This is a genomic window from Streptomyces sp. NPDC097619, from assembly GCF_040302735.1.
In the GTDB taxonomy this organism is placed as follows: Bacteria; Actinomycetota; Actinomycetes; order Streptomycetales; family Streptomycetaceae; genus Streptomyces.
On sequence record NZ_JBEOSD010000066.1, the window covers coordinates 22,563 to 40,539 of the forward strand.

General features: G+C 75.8%; 19 protein-coding genes. 6 read left to right on the forward strand and 13 right to left on the reverse strand.

The window, feature by feature from the left end; genetic code table 11:
- Positions 1-461 precede the first annotated feature (461 nt).
- The gene (locus tag ABTZ17_RS19385) at positions 462-1,193 is read right to left on the reverse strand and encodes a VIT1/CCC1 transporter family protein (protein ID WP_352196872.1); all 732 of its coding nucleotides are present in this window, start codon (positions 1,191-1,193) and stop codon (positions 462-464) included.
- 293 nt (positions 1,194-1,486) lie between these two features.
- On the opposite strand from ABTZ17_RS19385, the gene ABTZ17_RS19390 reads away from it, so the two are divergent.
- The 5 genes from ABTZ17_RS19390 (at position 1,487) to ABTZ17_RS19410 (ending at position 7,563) form a co-directional block, all read left to right on the forward strand.
- On the forward strand, positions 1,487-2,485 hold the full coding sequence (locus tag ABTZ17_RS19390) for an ADP-ribosylglycohydrolase family protein (protein ID WP_352196873.1): 999 nt from the start codon (positions 1,487-1,489) through the stop codon (positions 2,483-2,485).
- 218 nt (positions 2,486-2,703) lie between these two features.
- A complete protein-coding gene (locus tag ABTZ17_RS19395) occupies positions 2,704-4,053 on the forward strand; it encodes an ADP-ribosylglycohydrolase family protein (protein ID WP_502994740.1) in 1,350 nt (449 codons plus the stop codon).
- Positions 4,050-5,213, forward strand: a complete 1,164-nt coding sequence (locus tag ABTZ17_RS19400; RefSeq protein ID WP_352196874.1) for an ADP-ribosylglycohydrolase family protein — start codon at positions 4,050-4,052, stop codon at positions 5,211-5,213. Before ABTZ17_RS19395 ends, ABTZ17_RS19400 begins: the two co-directional genes overlap by 4 nt.
- Positions 5,210-6,643: an ADP-ribosylglycohydrolase family protein gene (locus ABTZ17_RS19405; RefSeq protein ID WP_352196875.1), complete on the forward strand. Its 1,434-nt coding sequence runs from the start codon at positions 5,210-5,212 to the stop codon at positions 6,641-6,643. Before ABTZ17_RS19400 ends, ABTZ17_RS19405 begins: the two co-directional genes overlap by 4 nt.
- A 56-nt stretch (positions 6,644-6,699) precedes the next feature.
- The gene (locus tag ABTZ17_RS19410) at positions 6,700-7,563 is read left to right on the forward strand and encodes a ribokinase (RefSeq protein WP_502994741.1); all 864 of its coding nucleotides are present in this window, start codon (positions 6,700-6,702) and stop codon (positions 7,561-7,563) included.
- Between the two features lie 86 nt (positions 7,564-7,649).
- On the opposite strand, the gene lgt is transcribed toward ABTZ17_RS19410, so the two are convergent.
- The 11 genes from lgt to hisI all read right to left on the reverse strand — a co-directional run bounded on the left by lgt (position 7,650) and on the right by hisI (position 16,885).
- Positions 7,650-8,651 (reverse strand): prolipoprotein diacylglyceryl transferase, encoded by a 1,002-nt coding sequence (gene lgt, locus ABTZ17_RS19415; protein WP_352196877.1) that lies wholly within the window; start codon positions 8,649-8,651, stop codon positions 7,650-7,652.
- A 123-nt stretch (positions 8,652-8,774) separates the two neighbouring features.
- Complete coding sequence (locus ABTZ17_RS19420; RefSeq protein WP_352196878.1) at positions 8,775-9,569, reverse strand: DsbA family protein; 795 nt, start codon at positions 9,567-9,569, stop codon at positions 8,775-8,777.
- 142 nt (positions 9,570-9,711) lie between these two features.
- Positions 9,712-10,560, reverse strand: coding sequence for a tryptophan synthase subunit alpha (gene trpA / locus ABTZ17_RS19425; protein WP_352196879.1), 849 nt, complete (start codon positions 10,558-10,560; stop codon positions 9,712-9,714).
- On the reverse strand, positions 10,557-11,816 hold the full coding sequence (trpB, locus tag ABTZ17_RS19430) for a tryptophan synthase subunit beta (RefSeq protein WP_352196880.1): 1,260 nt from the start codon (positions 11,814-11,816) through the stop codon (positions 10,557-10,559). The genes trpA and trpB overlap by 4 nt, the downstream gene beginning before the upstream one ends.
- 239 nt (positions 11,817-12,055) lie before the next feature.
- The gene (gene trpM / locus ABTZ17_RS19435; RefSeq protein ID WP_352196892.1) at positions 12,056-12,268 is read right to left on the reverse strand and encodes a tryptophan biosynthesis modulator TrpM; all 213 of its coding nucleotides are present in this window, start codon (positions 12,266-12,268) and stop codon (positions 12,056-12,058) included.
- A 7-nt stretch (positions 12,269-12,275) separates the two neighbouring features.
- Positions 12,276-13,085: an indole-3-glycerol phosphate synthase TrpC gene (trpC, locus tag ABTZ17_RS19440; protein WP_352196881.1), complete on the reverse strand. Its 810-nt coding sequence runs from the start codon at positions 13,083-13,085 to the stop codon at positions 12,276-12,278.
- A gap of 211 nt (positions 13,086-13,296) precedes the next feature.
- Positions 13,297-13,773: a DUF2752 domain-containing protein gene (locus tag ABTZ17_RS19445; RefSeq protein WP_352196882.1), complete on the reverse strand. Its 477-nt coding sequence runs from the start codon at positions 13,771-13,773 to the stop codon at positions 13,297-13,299.
- A gap of 110 nt (positions 13,774-13,883) precedes the next feature.
- A complete protein-coding gene (locus ABTZ17_RS19450; RefSeq protein WP_352196883.1) occupies positions 13,884-14,090 on the reverse strand; it encodes an HGxxPAAW family protein in 207 nt (68 codons plus the stop codon).
- 194 nt (positions 14,091-14,284) lie between these two features.
- Complete coding sequence (locus ABTZ17_RS19455; protein WP_352196884.1) at positions 14,285-14,977, reverse strand: TIGR02234 family membrane protein; 693 nt, start codon at positions 14,975-14,977, stop codon at positions 14,285-14,287.
- Between the two features lie 29 nt (positions 14,978-15,006).
- Positions 15,007-16,494: an anthranilate synthase component I gene (locus ABTZ17_RS19460; protein ID WP_352196885.1), complete on the reverse strand. Its 1,488-nt coding sequence runs from the start codon at positions 16,492-16,494 to the stop codon at positions 15,007-15,009.
- A gap of 13 nt (positions 16,495-16,507) precedes the next feature.
- Complete coding sequence (gene hisI / locus ABTZ17_RS19465) at positions 16,508-16,885, reverse strand: phosphoribosyl-AMP cyclohydrolase (RefSeq protein WP_352196886.1); 378 nt, start codon at positions 16,883-16,885, stop codon at positions 16,508-16,510.
- Between the two features lie 92 nt (positions 16,886-16,977).
- Here hisI and ABTZ17_RS19470 point away from each other — a divergent pair, with 92 nt between their 5' ends.
- Entirely contained in the window at positions 16,978-17,610 is a 633-nt protein-coding gene (locus ABTZ17_RS19470) for a TIGR03085 family metal-binding protein (RefSeq protein ID WP_352196887.1), read from the forward strand.
- Between the two features lie 47 nt (positions 17,611-17,657).
- On the opposite strand, the gene ABTZ17_RS19475 is transcribed toward ABTZ17_RS19470, so the two are convergent.
- A complete protein-coding gene (locus ABTZ17_RS19475) occupies positions 17,658-17,888 on the reverse strand; it encodes a hypothetical protein (RefSeq protein WP_352196888.1) in 231 nt (76 codons plus the stop codon).
- Between the last annotated feature and the right edge of the window lie 89 nt (positions 17,889-17,977).

Consider the following 17,977-nt stretch of genomic DNA (forward strand, 5'->3'; position numbering starts at 1 on the left):
GCACGTGGTGTGAAAGGGGACCGCGGCGGACGGATCGCCGGTGATGGGTCCTGACGCGGGGCGGGCATCCTTGCCCGAGCGCCTTGCTGTCATGCCCGTCGTACATGTGATTGAAACGACGAGGCAACAGACTACTTATGTTGCGTCATGCATAGTGTCTCACTTCCCTGCCCCCGCGCCAGAGCACAAGGGCCCGGTCGGCCGGGGCGTGCGTCACATCTGTACCCCCAAAACACCCGTCCCTCCCGCCTCGGCGACGGAAGGGACGAAGGGGCACGGAGTGACACGGAACGGACGGCCCGGATCCGGGCCGGGACGCGCCGTCGACGCCCCGGGGCACGGGGTGCCGGCAGCCCGCCCCGCGACCGCGACCGCCCCGGCACCCGCCGCCCCGGACGGACCCGGGAACGACCGGATCGGCCGGGACCGAGGGGACGGCCGGATCGGACGGGGCGGCCGGGTCAGCCGACGGCGCGGCCGATCGCCGCGCCGATGCCGTACGTGACGGCCGCCGCGGCCCCGCCGAGGAGGAACTGCCGCAGACCGCTGTACCACCAGCTGCTGGCGGTCACCCGGGCCACCACGGCCCCGCACAGGAAGAGGCCGAGCAGGGCCAGCGCGACGGCGGGCCACAGGGCGGTGGCCCCGAGCAGGTACGGCAGCAGGGGCAGCAGGGCGCCGAGGGCGAAGGAGCCGAAGGAGGACACCGCCGCCACCATCGGCGAGGGCAGGTCGTCCGGGTCGATGCCCAGCTCCTCGCGGGCGTGGATCTCCAGGGCCTGGTCCGGGTCCTTGGACAGCTGCATGGCCACCTCGCGGGCGAGGGCGGGCTCCACGCCGCGGGAGACGTAGAGCTCGGCGAGCTCCTCCATCTCGTCCACCGGGTGCTTGCGCAACTGCTGCCGTTCCACGTCCAGTTCGGCGAGCACCAGCTCCCGCTGCGAGGCCACCGAGGTGTACTCGCCGGCCGCCATCGAGAAGGCACCGGCGGCCAGTCCGGCGAGTCCGGTGACGACCACGGTCTGCGGGGACACGGCACCGCCCGCGACACCGGTCATGAGCGCCAGGTTGGAGACGAGCCCGTCCATGGCACCGAACACCGCGGGTCGCAGCCAGCCGCCGTTCACATCGCGGTGCGTGTGGTTGTCGCGGTGGTGTTCGTGCAGCGGTGCTTCGACGTCGATGATGGACATGCGGCTTCGCTCCCCTTTCGTGCAAGTTCCGTGCAGGCGGCGGCCCGAGGAGCCCGCCTCCCCCCTGATGCCTCGAAACTACGCACGATTTTCGCCGCCCGCCAGCAAGCCAGGCCGTACTTACCTGCGGTTTCGGCCGCCGGCGACCGGGTGACGGGAGGTGTTTCGCGCCACCCCGCGCACCCCTCCGCATGGCACAAATCCCCCATGGGCCCGTGACGGGCCCCACGACCGGCCCCGCGGCGGAATCCCCCGCGGGCGCGGACGGTTCCACGACACGGAGAGGTGTCGCCATGGCGCTGATTGCATGCGATCCGCAGGTCCGGCTGGAACGGGCCCGGGGCGCCCTGCTGGGCCTCGCCGTCGGGGACGCGCTGGGCGCGCCCGCGGAGAACATGAGGCCCTCCGAGATCCGGGCCCGGTGGGGGCGGATCGAGGGCTTCGTCTCCGAGGACCCGGCGGGCACGGACGACACCGAGTACGCCGTGTTCTCGGGCCTGTTGCTGGCCCGCTACGGATCGGCCCTGACGGTCGCGCACGTGGAACGGGCCTGGCACCGCTGGATCGCCGACCGGGACGAAGGTCCCTTCCGCGGCGCCGGGTTCTCGGAGCGGGGCACCCTGGAGAACCTCCGGCGGGGCCTCGCCGCCCCGATCTCCGCACAGCACCGGCACGCCTGGAGCGACGGACTGGCCATGCGGGCGGCCCCGTTCGGGGTGTTCGCGGCGGGCCGCCCCGCGGAGGCGGCCCGGCTGGTCGCCGTGGACGGCACCGTCAGCCACGAGGGCGAGGGCATCTACGGGGGTCAGGCCGTCGCGGCCGGAGTGGCCGCGGCCATGGCCGGGGGCAGCCCGGCCTCGGTGGTCTCCGCGGCCCTGTCCGTGATCCCGTCCGACTCGTGGACGGCCCGCTCGCTGCGCCGGGCGGTCACGGCCGCGCCGCGCGGGGAGCGGGCGGTCCGCTCCGCGGTGGTCATCGGCGGCTACCCGTGGACCGATCTGGCCCCCGAGGCCGTGGGGCTGGCCTTCGGCGCCTTCGCCGCGGCGGAAGGGGAGTTCACCCGCGCCGTGCTGACCGCCGTGAACATGGGCCGCGACGCGGACACCACCGCGGCGGTCGCCGGCGCCCTGGCCGGCGCGCTGTCCGGGGTGGGGGCCATCCCCGCGGACTGGGCGGCGGCCATCGGCCCGGTGCGCGGCAGTTGCCTGCCCGCGATGCGCGGGCACCACGTCCTGGACATCGCGGACCTCCTCACCCCCGACCCCGCCCCGGAAAGCGAGCCCGCCCCGTGACCCGGACCCCGCGTCCCGCCCCCACCACGGCCCCCGCCCCGACCCCGGCTCCGACTCCGGGCCGGGACCCGGGCCCGACCGGGGCCGCGGCCCCGGCGCCCGTCCCCGTGCTCGTGCCGGTACCCGTCCCCGTGGTCGTCCCCGTGGTCCGCTCCACGGTCGATTCCGCGATCGGTGCCGTGGCCGCCGGTCCCGTGGCCGCCGAAGGGCTCTCCCCGGTGTCGGCCGCCTCCGCCCCCGCCACCGCTCCCCCGCCCGTCCCGGTGCCCGCCAAGGGCCCCGCGGGCCGGGCTCCGGGGCCCGCCCGCCCCACCCGGCCCGCCCACCGGACGGACACGGGCGGGAACGATTCCGCACGCCGGACCGGAACCACCCGTACCGGCACCGCGCCGACCTCGCCCCCGGACCCGACCCCGGGATCCGTGGCGGCCCCCGCCCCGGGGCCGCGGCGGACCGAGGGGCTGCTGCTGGGGCTGGCCGCCGGGGACGCGGCGGGCTGGCCCGCGGCCCGGCACCGGGCCGCCCGGATGCCCGAGTGGACCCGGCGCCTCACCCGCGAACTGGACACCTTCGCCGAGCAGAACGCCACCACCACCCTGCCGGTGCCCATCGCCCTCAACCAGCCGCCCGAACCGCTCCGCCTCGGCCCCTCCGACGACGCCGAATGGGCCGCGTTCGCGGCCGAGTCGGTGCTCACCGCGGCCGGTTCCCCGCTCAGCGACCTCAGCCGGGCCCGCCGCATGCGGGCCGCCCTCGACCTGGCCTGGAACGCCCTGGCCGCCGAGGTCGCGGCGGCCTCGGACCGCGCCCCCGAGGTGGAGTCCGCGGTGCTGCCCCTGCGCGCCCGGATCTCCGTCCGCGCGGGCCTGGGCAACCTCGCCGCCGGACTCCGCCCGCCCGCCACCGGCCACGACAACCCGCACTACTTCGACGACGCGGCCTGCGTCCGGGCGGCCGTCCTGGCCCTGGTGCACCCCGGGGACCCGGAGGCCGCCGCCGACCTCGCCGAGTTCGACGCCCGCTACACCCAGGACGGCGACGGAGTGCACGGGGCCCGCGCCATCGCCGCAGCCGTGGCCGCCGCGCTCGGCGGGGCCGGGATCGACGCCGGGGTGGACGCCGCCCTGGCGCAGCTCCCCGAGGGCACCGAGATCGGCCGCAACGCGCGCGAGGCGGTCCGGTTGGCCCGCGCCGGCACCGACGGGGCCTTCGCCCTGGTGCCGGTCCTGGAGCACCGGATCGTCGACCACGTCTACAGCTACGGCGTGGCCGCCGCCGAGACCGTACCGGTGGCCCTCGCCCTGGCCACGGCCGCCCGCGGCCGGGTCACCGAGGCCGTACCGGCCGCCGCCTGCCTCTCCCGGGTCGCGGACTCCGCCCCCGCCCTCGCGGGCGCCCTCACCGGCGCCCTCGGCGGCGGCGACTCCCTCCCCGCCACCTGGCGGGAGGCCTGCCGCACGCTCTCCGGCTGCGCCCTGCCCCGCCTGGCCGGCACCGACCTGGTGGAACTCGCCGCGCTCCTCGACAGCACCGGACTCACCACCCCCGAAGGGAATCGATCCTCATGACGCCCACCGTGACGCCCACCCTGGAGGAGAGGGCCGCCGGCTGCCTGGTCGGGGCCGCCGTCGGCGACGCCCTCGGCGGCCCCGTGGAGGGCTGGACCCCCGAACAGATCAACGAACGGCACGGCGGGCCGGTCCGCGGGATCGTCGGCCCCTTCCACCCGGACTGGCGCACCGCCCGCCCCATCGCGCCGTACCACAAGGGCGACGGGCACGTCACCGACGACACCCTGATGACCCACGCCCTGGTCCGGGTCTACGAGAAGGTCCGCGGCCACCTCGACGCCTACGCGGTGGCCGAGCACCTGGTGCCCGACCTCATGGGCACCCCCCGCTGGATCCCCGAACTGGAGGCCGAGGCCCTGCCGCTCCAGCGGATCTTCCTCGCCGAGAAGTGGATCGTGGCCCGGCTCCACTACGGGCACGTGGACCCCCGCGAGGCGGGCACCGGCAACATCGTGAACTGCGGGGCCGCGATGTACATGGCGCCCGTCGGCCTCGTCAACGCCGGGAACCCGCACGGGGCCTACGCCGAGGCCCTGGACCTCGCCGGCGCCCACCAGTCCTCCTACGGCCGGGAGGCCGCCGGGGTGTTCGCGGCGGCGGTGGCCGCGGCCTGCCTGCCCGGCGCCACCGCGGGCTCGGTGGTGGACACCGCCCTCGCCCTCGCCAAGGACGGCACCCGCGCCGCCGTCGAGGCGGTCCGCGAGACCGCCCAGCGGCACCGGGACCCGGAGGCCGCCATCGGTCCGCTGCGGGCCGCCGTGGCCCCCTTCGACCAGGTCGGCCCGGACTACCGCAACCCCTCCCTCGGCGCCCGCCGCCCCTCCCGGCTGCACTCCATCGAGGAACTGCCGATCGCCCTCGGCATGCTGCTCGTGGCGGACGGCCGCTACGAGCCGGCGGTCCTCGGCGCCGTCAACTACGGCCGGGACTGCGATTCCATCGCCACCATGGCCGGAGCCCTCGCCGGCGCCCTCGCCGGGGACTCCGTGATCCCGGCCGCCTGGGCGAAGCGGGTCGGCGAGGCCAGCCGGCTGGACCTGTACGCCCCCGCCGCCGCCCTCGCCGCCGTGGCCCGCGAGGTCCACGCCGCGGACCTCGCCCGCCGCCGCGCCCACGAGGCCGCCTTCACCGCCCTGACCGCCCCGGACCGGCCGTGACCGACACCCTCGCACCCGCACCCACGCCCGAGGCGGGTCACGGGACCGGCGCCCTCCGGCTGACCTGGGCGCAGCCCGAGGACCTCGTCGGGCACGAGCTGCGGCAGGCCGGCGAGGACGGGCGGGACCCGGCCGCCGTGGCCCGGATCGCGGCGGCCTGGCGGGCCGCCGGCGGCGCCCTCGCCCCGGAGCGGGCCGGGGCCTCCCCCGCCCCGGCCTCCCCCGCCCTGCGCGCCCTCGCCCCTCGGCTGCTCGCCGCACTGGCGGCGCTGCCCTCCCCGCTGGCCGCCCTGGAACCCTCCGACCTGGCCGGGATCACGGCGGCCCGCGGCGGCGCGCCGGAACCGCCGGCCGTGCCGCGGCGGGCCGATCCGGGGCTCACCGCCCGACTGGAGGCCGCCTGGCTGGGCCGGGCCGTCGGCTGCGTCCTCGGCAAACCGGTGGAGAAGCTGCCGCTGGAGGGCATCCGGGCGCTGGCCCGCTCGACCGGCAACTGGCCGCTGGACGACTGGTTCACGGCCCGCGGGGTGCCGCCCGCGCTGCTCGCCGCGTACCCGTGGAACCGGCGCAGCGCCGCCACCTCCCTCGCCGAGAACATCGACGGCGCCCCCGAGGACGACGATCTGGACCACCCGCTGCTGGGCCTGGTCCTGCTGCGCCGGTACGGGCGCGGGTTCCGCACCGAGGACCTCGCCCGGGTCTGGCTGGACGAACTCCCCGCGGGCCGCGCCTTCACCGCCGAGCGGATCGCGTACCGCAATCTGCTCCTCGGCCTGGAACCCCCGGAGACCGCCACCCACCAGAACCCGTTCCGGGAGTGGATCGGGGCGCTGATCCGCGCCGACCTGCACGGCTGGACCAACCCCGGGGACCCGGAGGCCGCGGCCCGGCAGGCGTACCGGGACGCCCGGCTGACGCACACCGCGAACGGGCTGTACGCGGCGATGTTCGCGGCCGCCGCGCTGGCCGAGGCCGCGGGCGGCGGCAGCGACGTGCACCGGGCGCTGCGGGCCGGACTGGCCGTGGTGCCGCCCCGGTCCCGGCTGGCGGCCGCGGTCCGCTTCGGCGTGGACGCGGCCGCCGCCCACGCGGACTTCGACCGGGTGGTGGACCTGCTGCACGCCGAGTACGGCAGGCTGCACTGGGTGCACGCGCTGCCCAACACGGCCCTGTTGGCCGCCGCCCTGACCCACGCCGACGGGGACTTCACGGCTTCCGTCTGCCGGGTGGTGTCCGGCGGCTGGGACACCGATTCCAACGGGGCCACCGCCGGTTCCCTGGCCGGGCTCCTCGCCGGGAGCCCCGCCGCGCTCCCGGCCCGCTGGACGGCGCCGCTCCGCAACCGGCTCGCCACGACCGTGGCGGGCTTCGACGGGACCGGCTTCGACACCCTGGCCGTCCTCACCGCACAGGAGGCAGTACGCCCGTGAACGCCACCGCTCCGCGCCCCGCCGCCGCCCGGATCGCCGTCCTCGGCAGCACCAACATGGACCTGGTCGCGTACGTGGCCCGGGCCCCGCGCCTCGGGGAGACGGTCACCGGGCGCGAGTTCCGGACCGTGCCCGGCGGCAAGGGCGCCAACCAGGCCGTGGCCGCGGCCCGTTCCGGCGGTGCCGTGACCATGGTGGGCGCCGTGGGCGAGGACGCCTTCGGGGAACTACTGCGGGCCGCGCTGGCGGAGGCCGGGGTGGACACGGCCGGGCTGCGGACGGTGCCGGGGGCGAGCGGCACCGCGCACATCACGGTGGACGACGAGGGCGGCAACGCGATCGTGGTGGTGCCCGGGGCCAACGCCTCCGTGACCGGCCTGGTGGCGGGGGACGCGGCGAGGATCGCGGCCGCGGACGCGCTGCTGCTCCAGCTGGAGCTTCCCCCGGAGGGGGTGCTCGCCGGGGCCCGGGCGGCCCGCGACCACGGGGTCCGTACGGTGCTCACCCCGGCCCCCGTGCGGCCGTTGTCCGAGGAACTCCTCTCCCTGGTGGACCTGCTGGTGCCCAACGAGCACGAGGCGGCCGCCCTCACCGGTCTCGCGGATCCGGCGGCGGCGGCCGGGGCACTGCTGGAGCGGGTGCCCGAGGTGGTGGTGACGCTGGGCGCGGCGGGTTGCCTGTACGCGGCCCGGGGCCGGGAGCCGCTGCGGGTGCCGACGCCACGGGTGCGGGCCGTGGACACGACGGCGGCCGGTGACACGTTCACCGGGGCCCTCGCGGTGGCCCTCGCGGAGGGCCGCCCGGTCGGGGAGGCCCTGGCCTGGGCCTCGGCCGCCGCGGCCGTCTCCGTCCGGCGGCCCGGGGCGACCGCCTCGATGCCGACCCGCCGGGAGATCGATGCGATGGCGTCGACGGTGTAGGCCCTCGGGGCTCCGCCCCGACCCCGCGCGGCGGCAACGGCAAAGGCCGGTCCCCCTCGGGGACCGGCCTCACCGCACGCGGAACGTCAGAGCTTCTTGGCCTCCGGAGCCGCGGGCCCCTCGGCGCCTTCGGCCGCTCCGGCCGAGGCCCCGGCACCGCCGGACTCCCCGGACTCGGACTCGGATTCGGCCGCATCGGCCTCGGCCGACTTCGTCCCGCCCGAGGTCGACTCCGACTCCGACTTCGTCTCGCCGGACTCCGGCTCGGCCGGCTCGGCCCCCGGCTCCACGACGGCCTCCCGCCCGGGCCGCAGCCGGGCCGAGAGGACGAAGTAGGTCACCGCGAGGAGGAACACCACGATGGCGGTCCACACGTTGAGGCGGAGCCCCAGCACGTGGTGCGCCTCGTCCACCCGCATGTACTCGATCCAGCCGCGCCCCGCGCAGTAGCCGGCGACGTACAGGGCGAAGGCCCGCCCGTGGCCGAGGGTGAAGCGGCGGTCGGCCCAGATGACGAGCAGGGCGACGCCCACGCACCACAGGGACTCGTAGAGGAAGGTCGGGTGGTAGGTGCCCGCGACCCGGTTCGGGCCCTCGGAGATCTTCAGGGCCCAGGGCAGGTCGGTGGCCCGGCCGTACAGCTCCTGGTTGAACCAGTTGCCCCAGCGGCCGATGGCCTGGGCCAGGGCGATGCCGGGGGCCAGGGCGTCGGCCCAGGCGGGCAGCGGGATGCCGCGGCGGCGGCAGCCGATCCACGCGCCGACCGCGCCCAGCGCGATCGCTCCCCAGATGCCGAGGCCGCCCTCCCAGATCTTGAAGGCGTCGACCCAGTTCTCACCCTCGCCGAAGTACAGCTGGTAGTCGGTGATCACGTGGTAGAGGCGTCCGCCGACCAGGCCGAAGGGCACGGCCCAGACCGCGATGTCGGCGACCGTGCCGGCCTTGCCGCCGCGCGCGATCCAGCGCTTGTTGCCGAGCCAGACGGCGACGAAGACGCCGATGATGATGCAGAAGGCGTAGCCGCGCAGGGGCACCGGTCCGAGGTGGAGGACGCCGGTCGACGGGCTGGGGATGTAAGCAAGTTCCATGGCAGGGTCGACGCTACCTTGCCGGGCGGTACCGAAGGCAAGCCGCCCGGCAATCCTGAAACCAAATCCACACGCGACCCGCCCGTCCCCCGCGCACCGGGTGCGGGGCGGGTCGCGGCCCGGTCAGCCCTGACCGGCCGCCGCCGCCTTCGCCTCGACCTGCTGCTTGAGCTTCGCGGGGGTGAGCGGGTTCGCCTGGTCGGAGAAGATGTCCTTGCCGTCGAGGAGGACGGTGGGGGTGCCGCGGAAGGACCCGGCACGGAAGGCCTGGTACGACTTGTCCACCCAGGAGTTGTGGGTGCCGTCCTCGACGCAGCTGCGGAAGGCGGGGGTGTCGAGCCCGGGGACCTTGGCGGCGAGCTCGATCAGCTTGGCGTTCCGGCCGTAAGCGTCGTCGACCTCCTGCGGCTGGTTCACGAAGAGCACGTCGTGGTAGGCGGGGAACTTCCCGACGTCCTGGGCACAGGCCGCGGCGTTGGCGGCCTTGAGGGAGCCGGTGCCGCCCATGTTGTTGTCGATGAGGGTGACCAGGTGGTACTCCACCTTCAGCTGCCCCTTGGCCTCCAGCTCGTGGACGGTCTGGCGGTAGGTGTCCTCGAAGGCCTTGCAGGCCGGGCAGCGGAAGTCCTCCCAGACGGTCAGCGTGGACGGGGCGCCGTCCTTGCCGGTCTGCACGGCCAGGGCGTCCTTGCCGGTGGCTCCGGAGGGGGCCACCACCGGGCCGGCGGTGGACTTGCCGCCGTCCTTCCCCGCGTTGGCCGCGATCAGGCCGACCACGGCGGCCAGGCCGAGGACGCCGACCACGGCCCCGGCCACGACCAGGGTCCGGCGGCGCTTCTCCTTGGCCTTGTCCCGCTCGCGCTGCTCTAGGAGCCGCTCCCGGGCCGACCGCTTCGCATCAGGGTTGTTCTCGCTCACGCCCCGCAAACGAACCGGGGAGGCACTCGCGTGCCTCCCCGGTGCCGGTTCCACCCGAACGGGCTACGGAACCCGTCGGCGGTTGCCGCTCGGCCGTTCCATGCCCGTCTCCCGCACGGGCGTCCCGGCGTCCGTCGCGGGCTCAGCCGCGGCGCACGCCCGCGGCGAGCTCGGCGGCCAGGGCCCGCACGGATTCCAGACCCGTGGGCAGGTCGGGGGCGTCCAGCAGGCGCTGCACGAAGGCCGAGCCGACGATGACGCCGTCGGCGAAGGCGGCGACCTCCTTGGCCTGGGTGGCGTTGGAGACGCCGAGGCCGACGCAGACCGGGGTGTCGGTGGTGGCGCGGGTGCGCCGGACCAGGTCCTCGGCCTGGGCGCCCACGGACTCGCGGGTGCCGGTGACGCCCATCAGGGAGGCCGCGTACACGAAGCCGGTGCCGACGGAGGTGATGGTGGCGAGGCGCTCGTCCTTGCTGCTGGGCGCGACCACGAAGACGGTGGCGAGACCGTGCTTCGCGGCCTGCTCGCGCCACAGCGCGGACTCCTGGACGGGCAGGTCGGGCAGGATGCACCCGGCGCCGCCCGCGGCGGCCAGCTCGGCGGTGAAGCGTTCCACGCCGTACCGGTCGATGGGGTTCCAGTAGGTCATCACCAGGACCGGGGCGCCGGTGGCGGCGTGCGCCTCGCGGACGGTGCGGAGCACGTCGGCGATCCGGACGCCGCCGCGGAGGGCGATGTCGTCGGCGGTCTGGATGACGGGGCCGTCGAGGACGGGGTCGGAGTGGGGCAGGCCCACCTCGACGATGTCGGCGCCGCCGGCGATGACGGCCTTCACGGCCTCGATGCCGCCGTCCACGGTGGGGAACCCGGCCGGGAGGTAGGCCACCAGGGCGGCCCGGTCCTCCGCCTTCGCCTTCGCGAGGGTGGCGCTCAACAGCTCGATGTTGCCGGTGCCGGTGGTGCCGGCGGTGCCGGTCGTTTCGGTGCTCACTTCGCTTCCCCCTCCGCGCCCTCGCCGCGCTCGCCGTCGTACAGCCCGAAGTAGCGGGCCGCGGTGTCCATGTCCTTGTCGCCGCGTCCGGACAGGTTGACGACCAGCAGGCCGTCCGGTCCCAGTTCCCGGCCGAGTTCCAGGGCGCCCGCGAGGGCGTGCGCGGACTCGATGGCCGGGATGATGCCCTCGGTGCGGGAGAGCAGGCGGAGCGCCCGCATGGCGGCGTCGTCGGTGACCGCGCGGTACTCGCCGCGGCCGCTGTCCTTGAGGTAGGAGTGCTCCGGGCCGATGCCCGGGTAGTCCAGGCCGGCGGAGATCGAGTAGGGCTCGGTGATCTGGCCCTCCTCGTCCTGGAGGACGTACGAGCGGGAGCCGTGCAGGATGCCGGGCTCGCCCGCGGTGAGGGTGGCGGCGTGCTCGCCGGTCTCCACCCCGTGTCCGGCGGGCTCGAAGCCGACCAGGCGGACGGAGGCGTCGGGGACGAAGGCGTGGAACAGGCCGATGGCGTTGGAGCCGCCGCCGACGCAGGCCGCGACGGCGTCGGGCAGCCGGCCGGCGCGCTCCAGGATCTGGCGGCGGGCCTCGACGCCGATCACCCGGTGGAAGTCGCGGACCATGGCCGGGAAGGGGTGCGGTCCGGCCACGGTGCCGAAGAGGTAGTGGGTGCGGTCCACGTTGGCGACCCAGTCGCGGAACGCCTCGTTGATGGCGTCCTTGAGGGTGCGGGAGCCGGACTTCACCGCGATGACCTCGGCGCCCAGCATCCGCATCCGGGCCACGTTCAGGGCCTGGCGCTGGGTGTCGATCTCGCCCATGTAGACGGTGCACTCCAGGCCGAACAGGGCGCAGGCGGTGGCGGTGGCCACGCCGTGCTGTCCGGCGCCGGTCTCGGCGATGACGCGGGTCTTGCCCATCCGCTTGGTGAGGAGGGCCTGGCCCAGCACGTTGTTGATCTTGTGCGAGCCGGTGTGGTTGAGGTCCTCGCGCTTGAGGAAGATCCGGGCGCCGCCCGCGTGCTCGGCGAAGCGGGGGACCTCGGTGAGGGCGCTGGGCCGCCCGGTGTAGTTGACCATCAGGTCGCCCAGTTCGGCGGCGAAGGCCGGGTCCTGCTTGGCCTTCTCGTACTCGACGGCGACCTCGTCCACGGCGGCGACGAGGGCCTCGGGGATGAACTTGCCGCCGAAGTCGCCGAAGTAGCCCTCGGCGTTCGGAACGTGACCCTCCGGGTCCGGGATGAAGAACTCGCTGGGCATGCCAGTACCTCTCGGGAGCAACGGGTGCTGTCACCGTATGCGCCGTCCGTCCGGCGGGCGCGCACCCGGCGGGTGCGGGCGCGGCCGGGCCGCGAGGGAACGGGGGCTCCCGGCACCTGCCGGGGCCGGTCCGGACGCGCGGTCCGGGCGGGCCGCGGTACCCGGGGGTACGCGGCCGCGCGGACGGGGGCGTCAGGCCGTGGGGCCGGGCGGCGCGGGCCGCCCGGTGTCGTTCCTCGCTACGGCGCCGTGCGGGGGCGCCATCGCATGCCGTTGACCTGGCCGGGCTCGGAGCCGATCACGTACCGGACCCGTCGCCCGTGCACGCGCCGGGCCGGGGCGCGGCAGCCGCGGGGGCGGCAGCCGCGCGCCAGGGGCGCGTGCGCCGTCGGCACCGCGGCCAGGCGCAGGAGGCCCGGTCGGGTGGCGGCGGTGGGGCGGGCGGGGGTCACGGTCGGGTCAGCTCCTGCCGTGGCGCAGGGCGGGGTGGGCCCCGGCGGCGACGAGGTCGGCCACGGCCGCCTTCGGGTCGCGGCCGGTGACCAGGGATTCGCCGACGAGCACGGCGTCGGCACCCTCGTTGGCGTAGGCGATCAGGTCGTGGGGTCCGCGGATGCCGGACTCGGCGACCTTGACGATGCCCGCGGGGATCTCGGGGGCGACCCGCTCGAAGGTCGAGCGGTCCACCTTGAGGTCCTTCAGGTTGCGCGCGTTGACGCCGATGATCTTGGCGCCGGCGGCCACGGCCCGCTCGACCTCGTCCTCGTCGTGGACCTCGACCAGCGGGGTCAGGCCGATGGACTCGGCGCGCTCGATGAGGGAGACGAGGGCCTCCTGCTCCAGGGCCGCGACGATCAGCAGGGCGAGGTCGGCGCCGTAGGCGCGGGCCTCCCACAGCTGGTACGCCGTGACGATGAAGTCCTTGCGGAGGATCGGGACGTCGACGCGGGCGCGTACGGCTTCCAGGTCGGCCAGGGATCCGCCGAAACGTCGCTGCTCGGTGAGGACCGAGATGACGGCCGCGCCGCCCGCTTCGTAGTCGGCGGCCAGTGCGGCCGGGTCGGCGATCGCGGCCAGGGCGCCCTTGGAGGGGCTGGACCGCTTGACCTCACAGATCACCTTGACGCCGTCGCCGCGCAGGGCCGCGACGCCGTCCTTCGCCTGGGGCGCCTTGGCGGCACGCTCCTTGAGCTCGTCGAGGCTGACGCGCGCCTGCCGTTCTGCGAGGTCGGCGCGGACCCCTTCGATGATCTCGTCGAGCACACTCACGCGAGCGGCCCCCTTCCGGGTCGGTGACGATGCCGGCGGGTGAGCCGGCTGTTTGCTCCGGCGGTTCCGGCCGGTGGATGTGGCCGGCTGCCGGCCCTCAAATGGTATCCGCAGGAGGCCGCGCCTTCCGCACCAGGAGCCCGCACGTCCCAGTGGCTGGACATTCGGAGTACTGCGTTCAGCTGCACGGACGTCGTCGGGGAGGCCCTTTTCACGGGGCCAGCGCGGCGCCCGCGGGCAGGTTGCGGAGCACCGAGAACGCCAGCACCAGCGCGCCGACCGCCCACCAGCCCGCCGCGGGCAGCAGGCGGGTCGGTTCCGGTCGGGGACGGCCCTGCCAGGCCCGCAGCAGCCACAGCGCGGTGAAGCCGGCGAACAGGAAGTAGCCGAGGACGGCGACGGCGTTGGCCCCGAGGGCGCCCGCGAGGTCGCCGGTGGCGAAGGAGTGGGCGCTGCGCAGTCCGCCGCAGCCGGGGCAGAGCAGGCCGGTCAGCCGGAAGAGCGGGCAGACGGGGTAGTGGCCGGGCTCGTACGGGTCGACCGTGGCCACGTAGCCGAAGGCCGCGGCCACGCCCGCGAAGGTGAACACGGGGGCCGCCATCCGGCGGAGCCGGGAGCCGGCCGGCGCGGGGGCCGGGGGGCCGGGCGCGGCGGCGGGCGGTGCGGGGAGGTCAGCGGAGGCGTCCACGCGGTGATTGTGCCCGTTGGCGCGCGAAGGCGCAGCCCGGACGGGCCGCGCCTTCGGCGGGTGTCGGTGCGGGGGGCCGTGGCGGCGGGCCGTGGCCCCGCACCGGGGTCTCAGGCCCGGACCGGCTTCTTGGCCCCGTAGCCCGCGGCCCGCATGCCCATGCCGACGACGCCGCCGAGCGCGACCACGACCAGGCCGGCCCAGAAACCGAGCGGGTTGGCCAAGACCATGAAGGCGCCCGAGACGCAGAAACCGATGAAGGCGATGATGACACCGGTCCAGGCGGCCGGGGTGTGTCCGTGGCTAGTGCCCGCCATGAGTTAGCTCCTCGTTGCTCTGTCGAACGTGCTGTGTCGAACGCTCGGATGCCATTGTCCCGCACGGGCACCCCGGCACGTGCGCGGGGGGGTGATCGGCGGAGCGCCCCTCCCCGGCCGGTCCGGGGCGGTGCGCGGGGCCCGTCCCGGGGCGGGACGGGCGGGGCCGGGCGGCCGGGCGGCCGGGGCCGGGTTCAGCCGGTGGGGTCCTCGCCGCGGTCGAGGGCCTTCCACAGGTCCTCGGGCCGGTCGGGATCCACCCGTGCGGGTGCCTTGCGGCCGTTCGCCCCGCCGCGTTCGTAGCGGCCGCCCATGGCGGGCCAGGTCCGGCCGAAGCGGAGGGCGAGCAGTCCCGCGAGGAGGATCAGCAGGCCGCCGGCCGCGGTGACGTACGGCCAGGCGGTGTGCGCGAGGGCGCCCGCGGTGGCCGCCGCGTCGGCGGTGGTACGGGCCGCCTCGGCGTCGAGGGCGCTGCTGTCGGAGGCTCCGGCGAGGGCCGCGGCCACCGCTCCGGCGCCGCTCAGCGCGAGCAGTCCGGAGACCGCGAGGCGGCCCGGGCCGCGCACGGCGAAGACGGCGACGAGGGCGGCCAGGCCGACGATGGCCAGCGCGGCGGGCACACCGGTGACGGCGGTGCCGTCGGCGGACAGCGGGAGGTTCCCGCCGCCCGCCGCGGCCGTGCCGCGGGCCCAGGTGCGGCCGGAGGCCAACAGGACGACGGTGGCGCCGAGGGCGCCGAGCAGCAGGGCGACGGCGACGCTGCGGCGGCCACCGCGCGGACCGGCGTCGGCTCCGGCGGCGACGGCGGGGTCTCCGCCGTCCGCCGCCGCGTTCTTCGCGGGCCCGGCATCGGATCGGGGCTGGGGTACGGCACTCACGCCCTCCACTATCCCCTACCGCCTTCCGGGCCCTCCGCTCAGCCCTGGCGGAGCCGGTTGGCGGCGCCCACGGCACGGAGGACGGCGGCCGCCTTGTTGCGGCATTCGGTGTCCTCCGCGACGGGGTCGGAGTCGGCCACGACCCCCGCCCCGGCCTGCACGTACGCGGTGCCGTCGCGCAGCAGGGCGGTGCGGATGGCGATGGCGGTGTCGGAGTCCCCGGCGAAGTCGAGGTAGCCCACGCAGCCGCCGTACAGGCCGCGCCGGGAGGGCTCCAGCTCCTCGATGATCTGCATGGCGCGGGGCTTGGGCGCCCCGGAGAGGGTGCCCGCGGGGAAGCAGGCGGTGAGCACGTCGAAGGCGGTCCGGCCCTCGGCGACCCGGCCGGTGACCGTGGACACGATGTGCATGACGTGCGAGTACCGCTCGATGGACATGAAGTCCACGACCTCCACGGAGCCCGGCTCGCAGACCCGTCCGAGGTCGTTGCGCCCCAGGTCGACGAGCATCAGGTGCTCGGCGCGTTCCTTGGGGTCGGCGAGCAGCTCCTCCGCGAGGTCGTGGTCCTCCTGCGGGGTGGCGCCGCGGTGCCGGGTGCCCGCGATGGGGTGCACCATGGCCCGGCCGTCCTCGACCTTGACCAGGGCCTCCGGGCTGGAGCCGACCACGTCGAAGCCCTCGAAGCGGAACAGGTACATGTACGGGGACGGGTTCGTGGCGCGCAGCACCCGGTAGACGTCCAGCGCGGAGGCGGTGCAGGGGGTCTCGAACCGCTGCGAGGGCACCACCTGGAAGGCCTCGCCCGCGCGGATCCGCTCCTTGATGTCCTCGACGGCCGCCTGGTACGCCTCGCCGCCCCACAGCGCCGAGAACTCGGGCAGCTCGGAGGCCGGCAGCGGCGCGGGGACGTAGGGGGCGGGGCGGGCCAGGTCCGCCTCCATGGCGTCCAGGCGGGCCACGGCGTCGGCGTACGCCTCGTCCACCCCGGACTCGAGGTCGTTGTGGTTGATGGCGTTGGCGATCAGCAGCACGGTGCCGTCCCAGTGGTCGAGGACCGCCAGGTCGGAGGTGAGGAGCATGGTCAGCTCGGGGAGCCGCAGGTCGTCACGGCCGTGCTCGCCGATCTTCTCCAGCCGGCGGACGACGTCGTAGCCGAGGTAGCCGACCATGCCGCCGGTGAAGGGGGGCAGGCCGCCCGCCAGGTCGCGGGGGGTGTGCAGGGCCTCGACGGTGCGGCGCAGCGCCTGGAGCGGGTCCCCGTCCACGGGGACGCCCACGGGCGGGGTGCCGATCCAGTGGGCCTGCCCGTCGCGGGCCGTCAGGGTGGCGTCGCTGCGGACTCCGACGAAGGAGTACCGGGACCAGGAGCGGCCGTTCTCCGCGGATTCCAGCAGGAAGGTGCCGGTGCGCTCGGCCGCGAGCTTGCGGTACAGGGCCACCGGGGTGTCCCCGTCGGCGAGCAGCCGGCGGCTCACGGGGATGACGCGGCGGTCCGCGGCCAGCTTGCGGAAGGTGTCGAGATCCATGGGGAGGCCCTGTCTAGTACGAGAGCGGGAGCTGGTCGGCGTCGAAGCAGGTGCGGTCGCCGGTGTGGCAGGCGGCGCCCACCTGGTCCACCTTCACCAGCAGGGTGTCGCCGTCGCAGTCGAGGGCGACGGACTTCACGTGCTGGACGTGACCGGAGGTGTCGCCCTTGACCCAGTACTCGGAGCGGCTGCGGGACCAGTAGGTGCAGCGGCCGGTGGTCAGGGTGCGGTGCAGGGCCTCGTCGTCCATCCAGCCGAGCATGAGCACCTCACCGGTGTCGTACTGCTGGGCGATGGCGGGCACCAGCCCGTCGGAGGAGCGCTTGAGCCGGGCGGCGATCGCCGGGTCGAGGCCGCTCGGGGGGCGTCCGGGGGTGTCGGGCGTGCTCATGGGGCCATTGTGCCGGGCCCGGGAGGCGGTCCGGACGGTCCGTCCGCCTGGTGGGCGGGCACGGGGCGGCCCCGGGCCGTAGGGTGGCCGGCATGTCTACCCATGCCAAGCGTGAACGACTGCTCCTCGCCGATCTGTTGGAACAGGCGGGCCCCGAGGCCCCCACCCTGTGCGAGGGCTGGACCTGCCGTGACCTGGCCGCGCACGTGGTGGTGCGGGAGCGGCGCCCGGACGCCGCCGGGGGGCTGCTGCTGGGGGTGCTGAAGGCCCGCCTGGACAAGGCGATGGCGGAGTACGCGGCCAAGCCGTACGAGGAGCTGATCCAGCTGATCAGGACGGGGCCGCCGAAGGCTTCGGTGTACGCGCTGAAGCAGGTGGACGAGGCGGCGAACGCCGTGGAGTTCTACGTGCACGCCGAGGACGTGCGGCGGGCGCAGCCGGACTGGAGCCCGCGGGAGCTGGATCCGGTGTTCTCGGACTCGCTGTGGTCGCGGCTGGAGAAGCTGGCCCGGCTGACGGGCCGCCGGTCCCCCGTGGGCCTGGTGATGCGCCGTCCGAACGGGCAGACGGCGGTGGCCCACAAGGGCACCCCGGTGGTGACGGTCACGGGCGAGCCGGGCGAGCTGACCCTGTTCCTGTTCGGGCGGCAGGACGCGGCCCGGATCGAGCTGGACGGGGAGAAGTCCGCGGTGGCCGCGCTGACGGCGGCGAAGCTGGGCATCTGAGGCCGCGGGGCGCCGGGCGCCGGGTCCGCCGCCCGGCGCCCCGCAGCTCAGGGTCGGCCGGGACCGGTGCCGGTGAGGCAGTGCCGCACGGAGTCCCCGGTCCAGGAGGCCCCCATGGGCACCACGGCCAGCTCCTGTACGCACACCCCGGCGGCGGCGAACTGCCAGTGGTTCCCCGCGGCGGCCGCCCCGCCGCCGAAGCCGCTGTCGGCGTGGGCGGGCGCGGCGAGCCCGAGGGCGGCCGCGGCCAGCGCGGCGGGCATCACGATCTTCTTCATGCCCGGAGCAACGATCCTCCCCGGCCCCGGATGCGCCGCCCGCGCCCCGGTCACCTGTCCGGGGCGCCCGGGGCCGGGCGGGAGGGGTC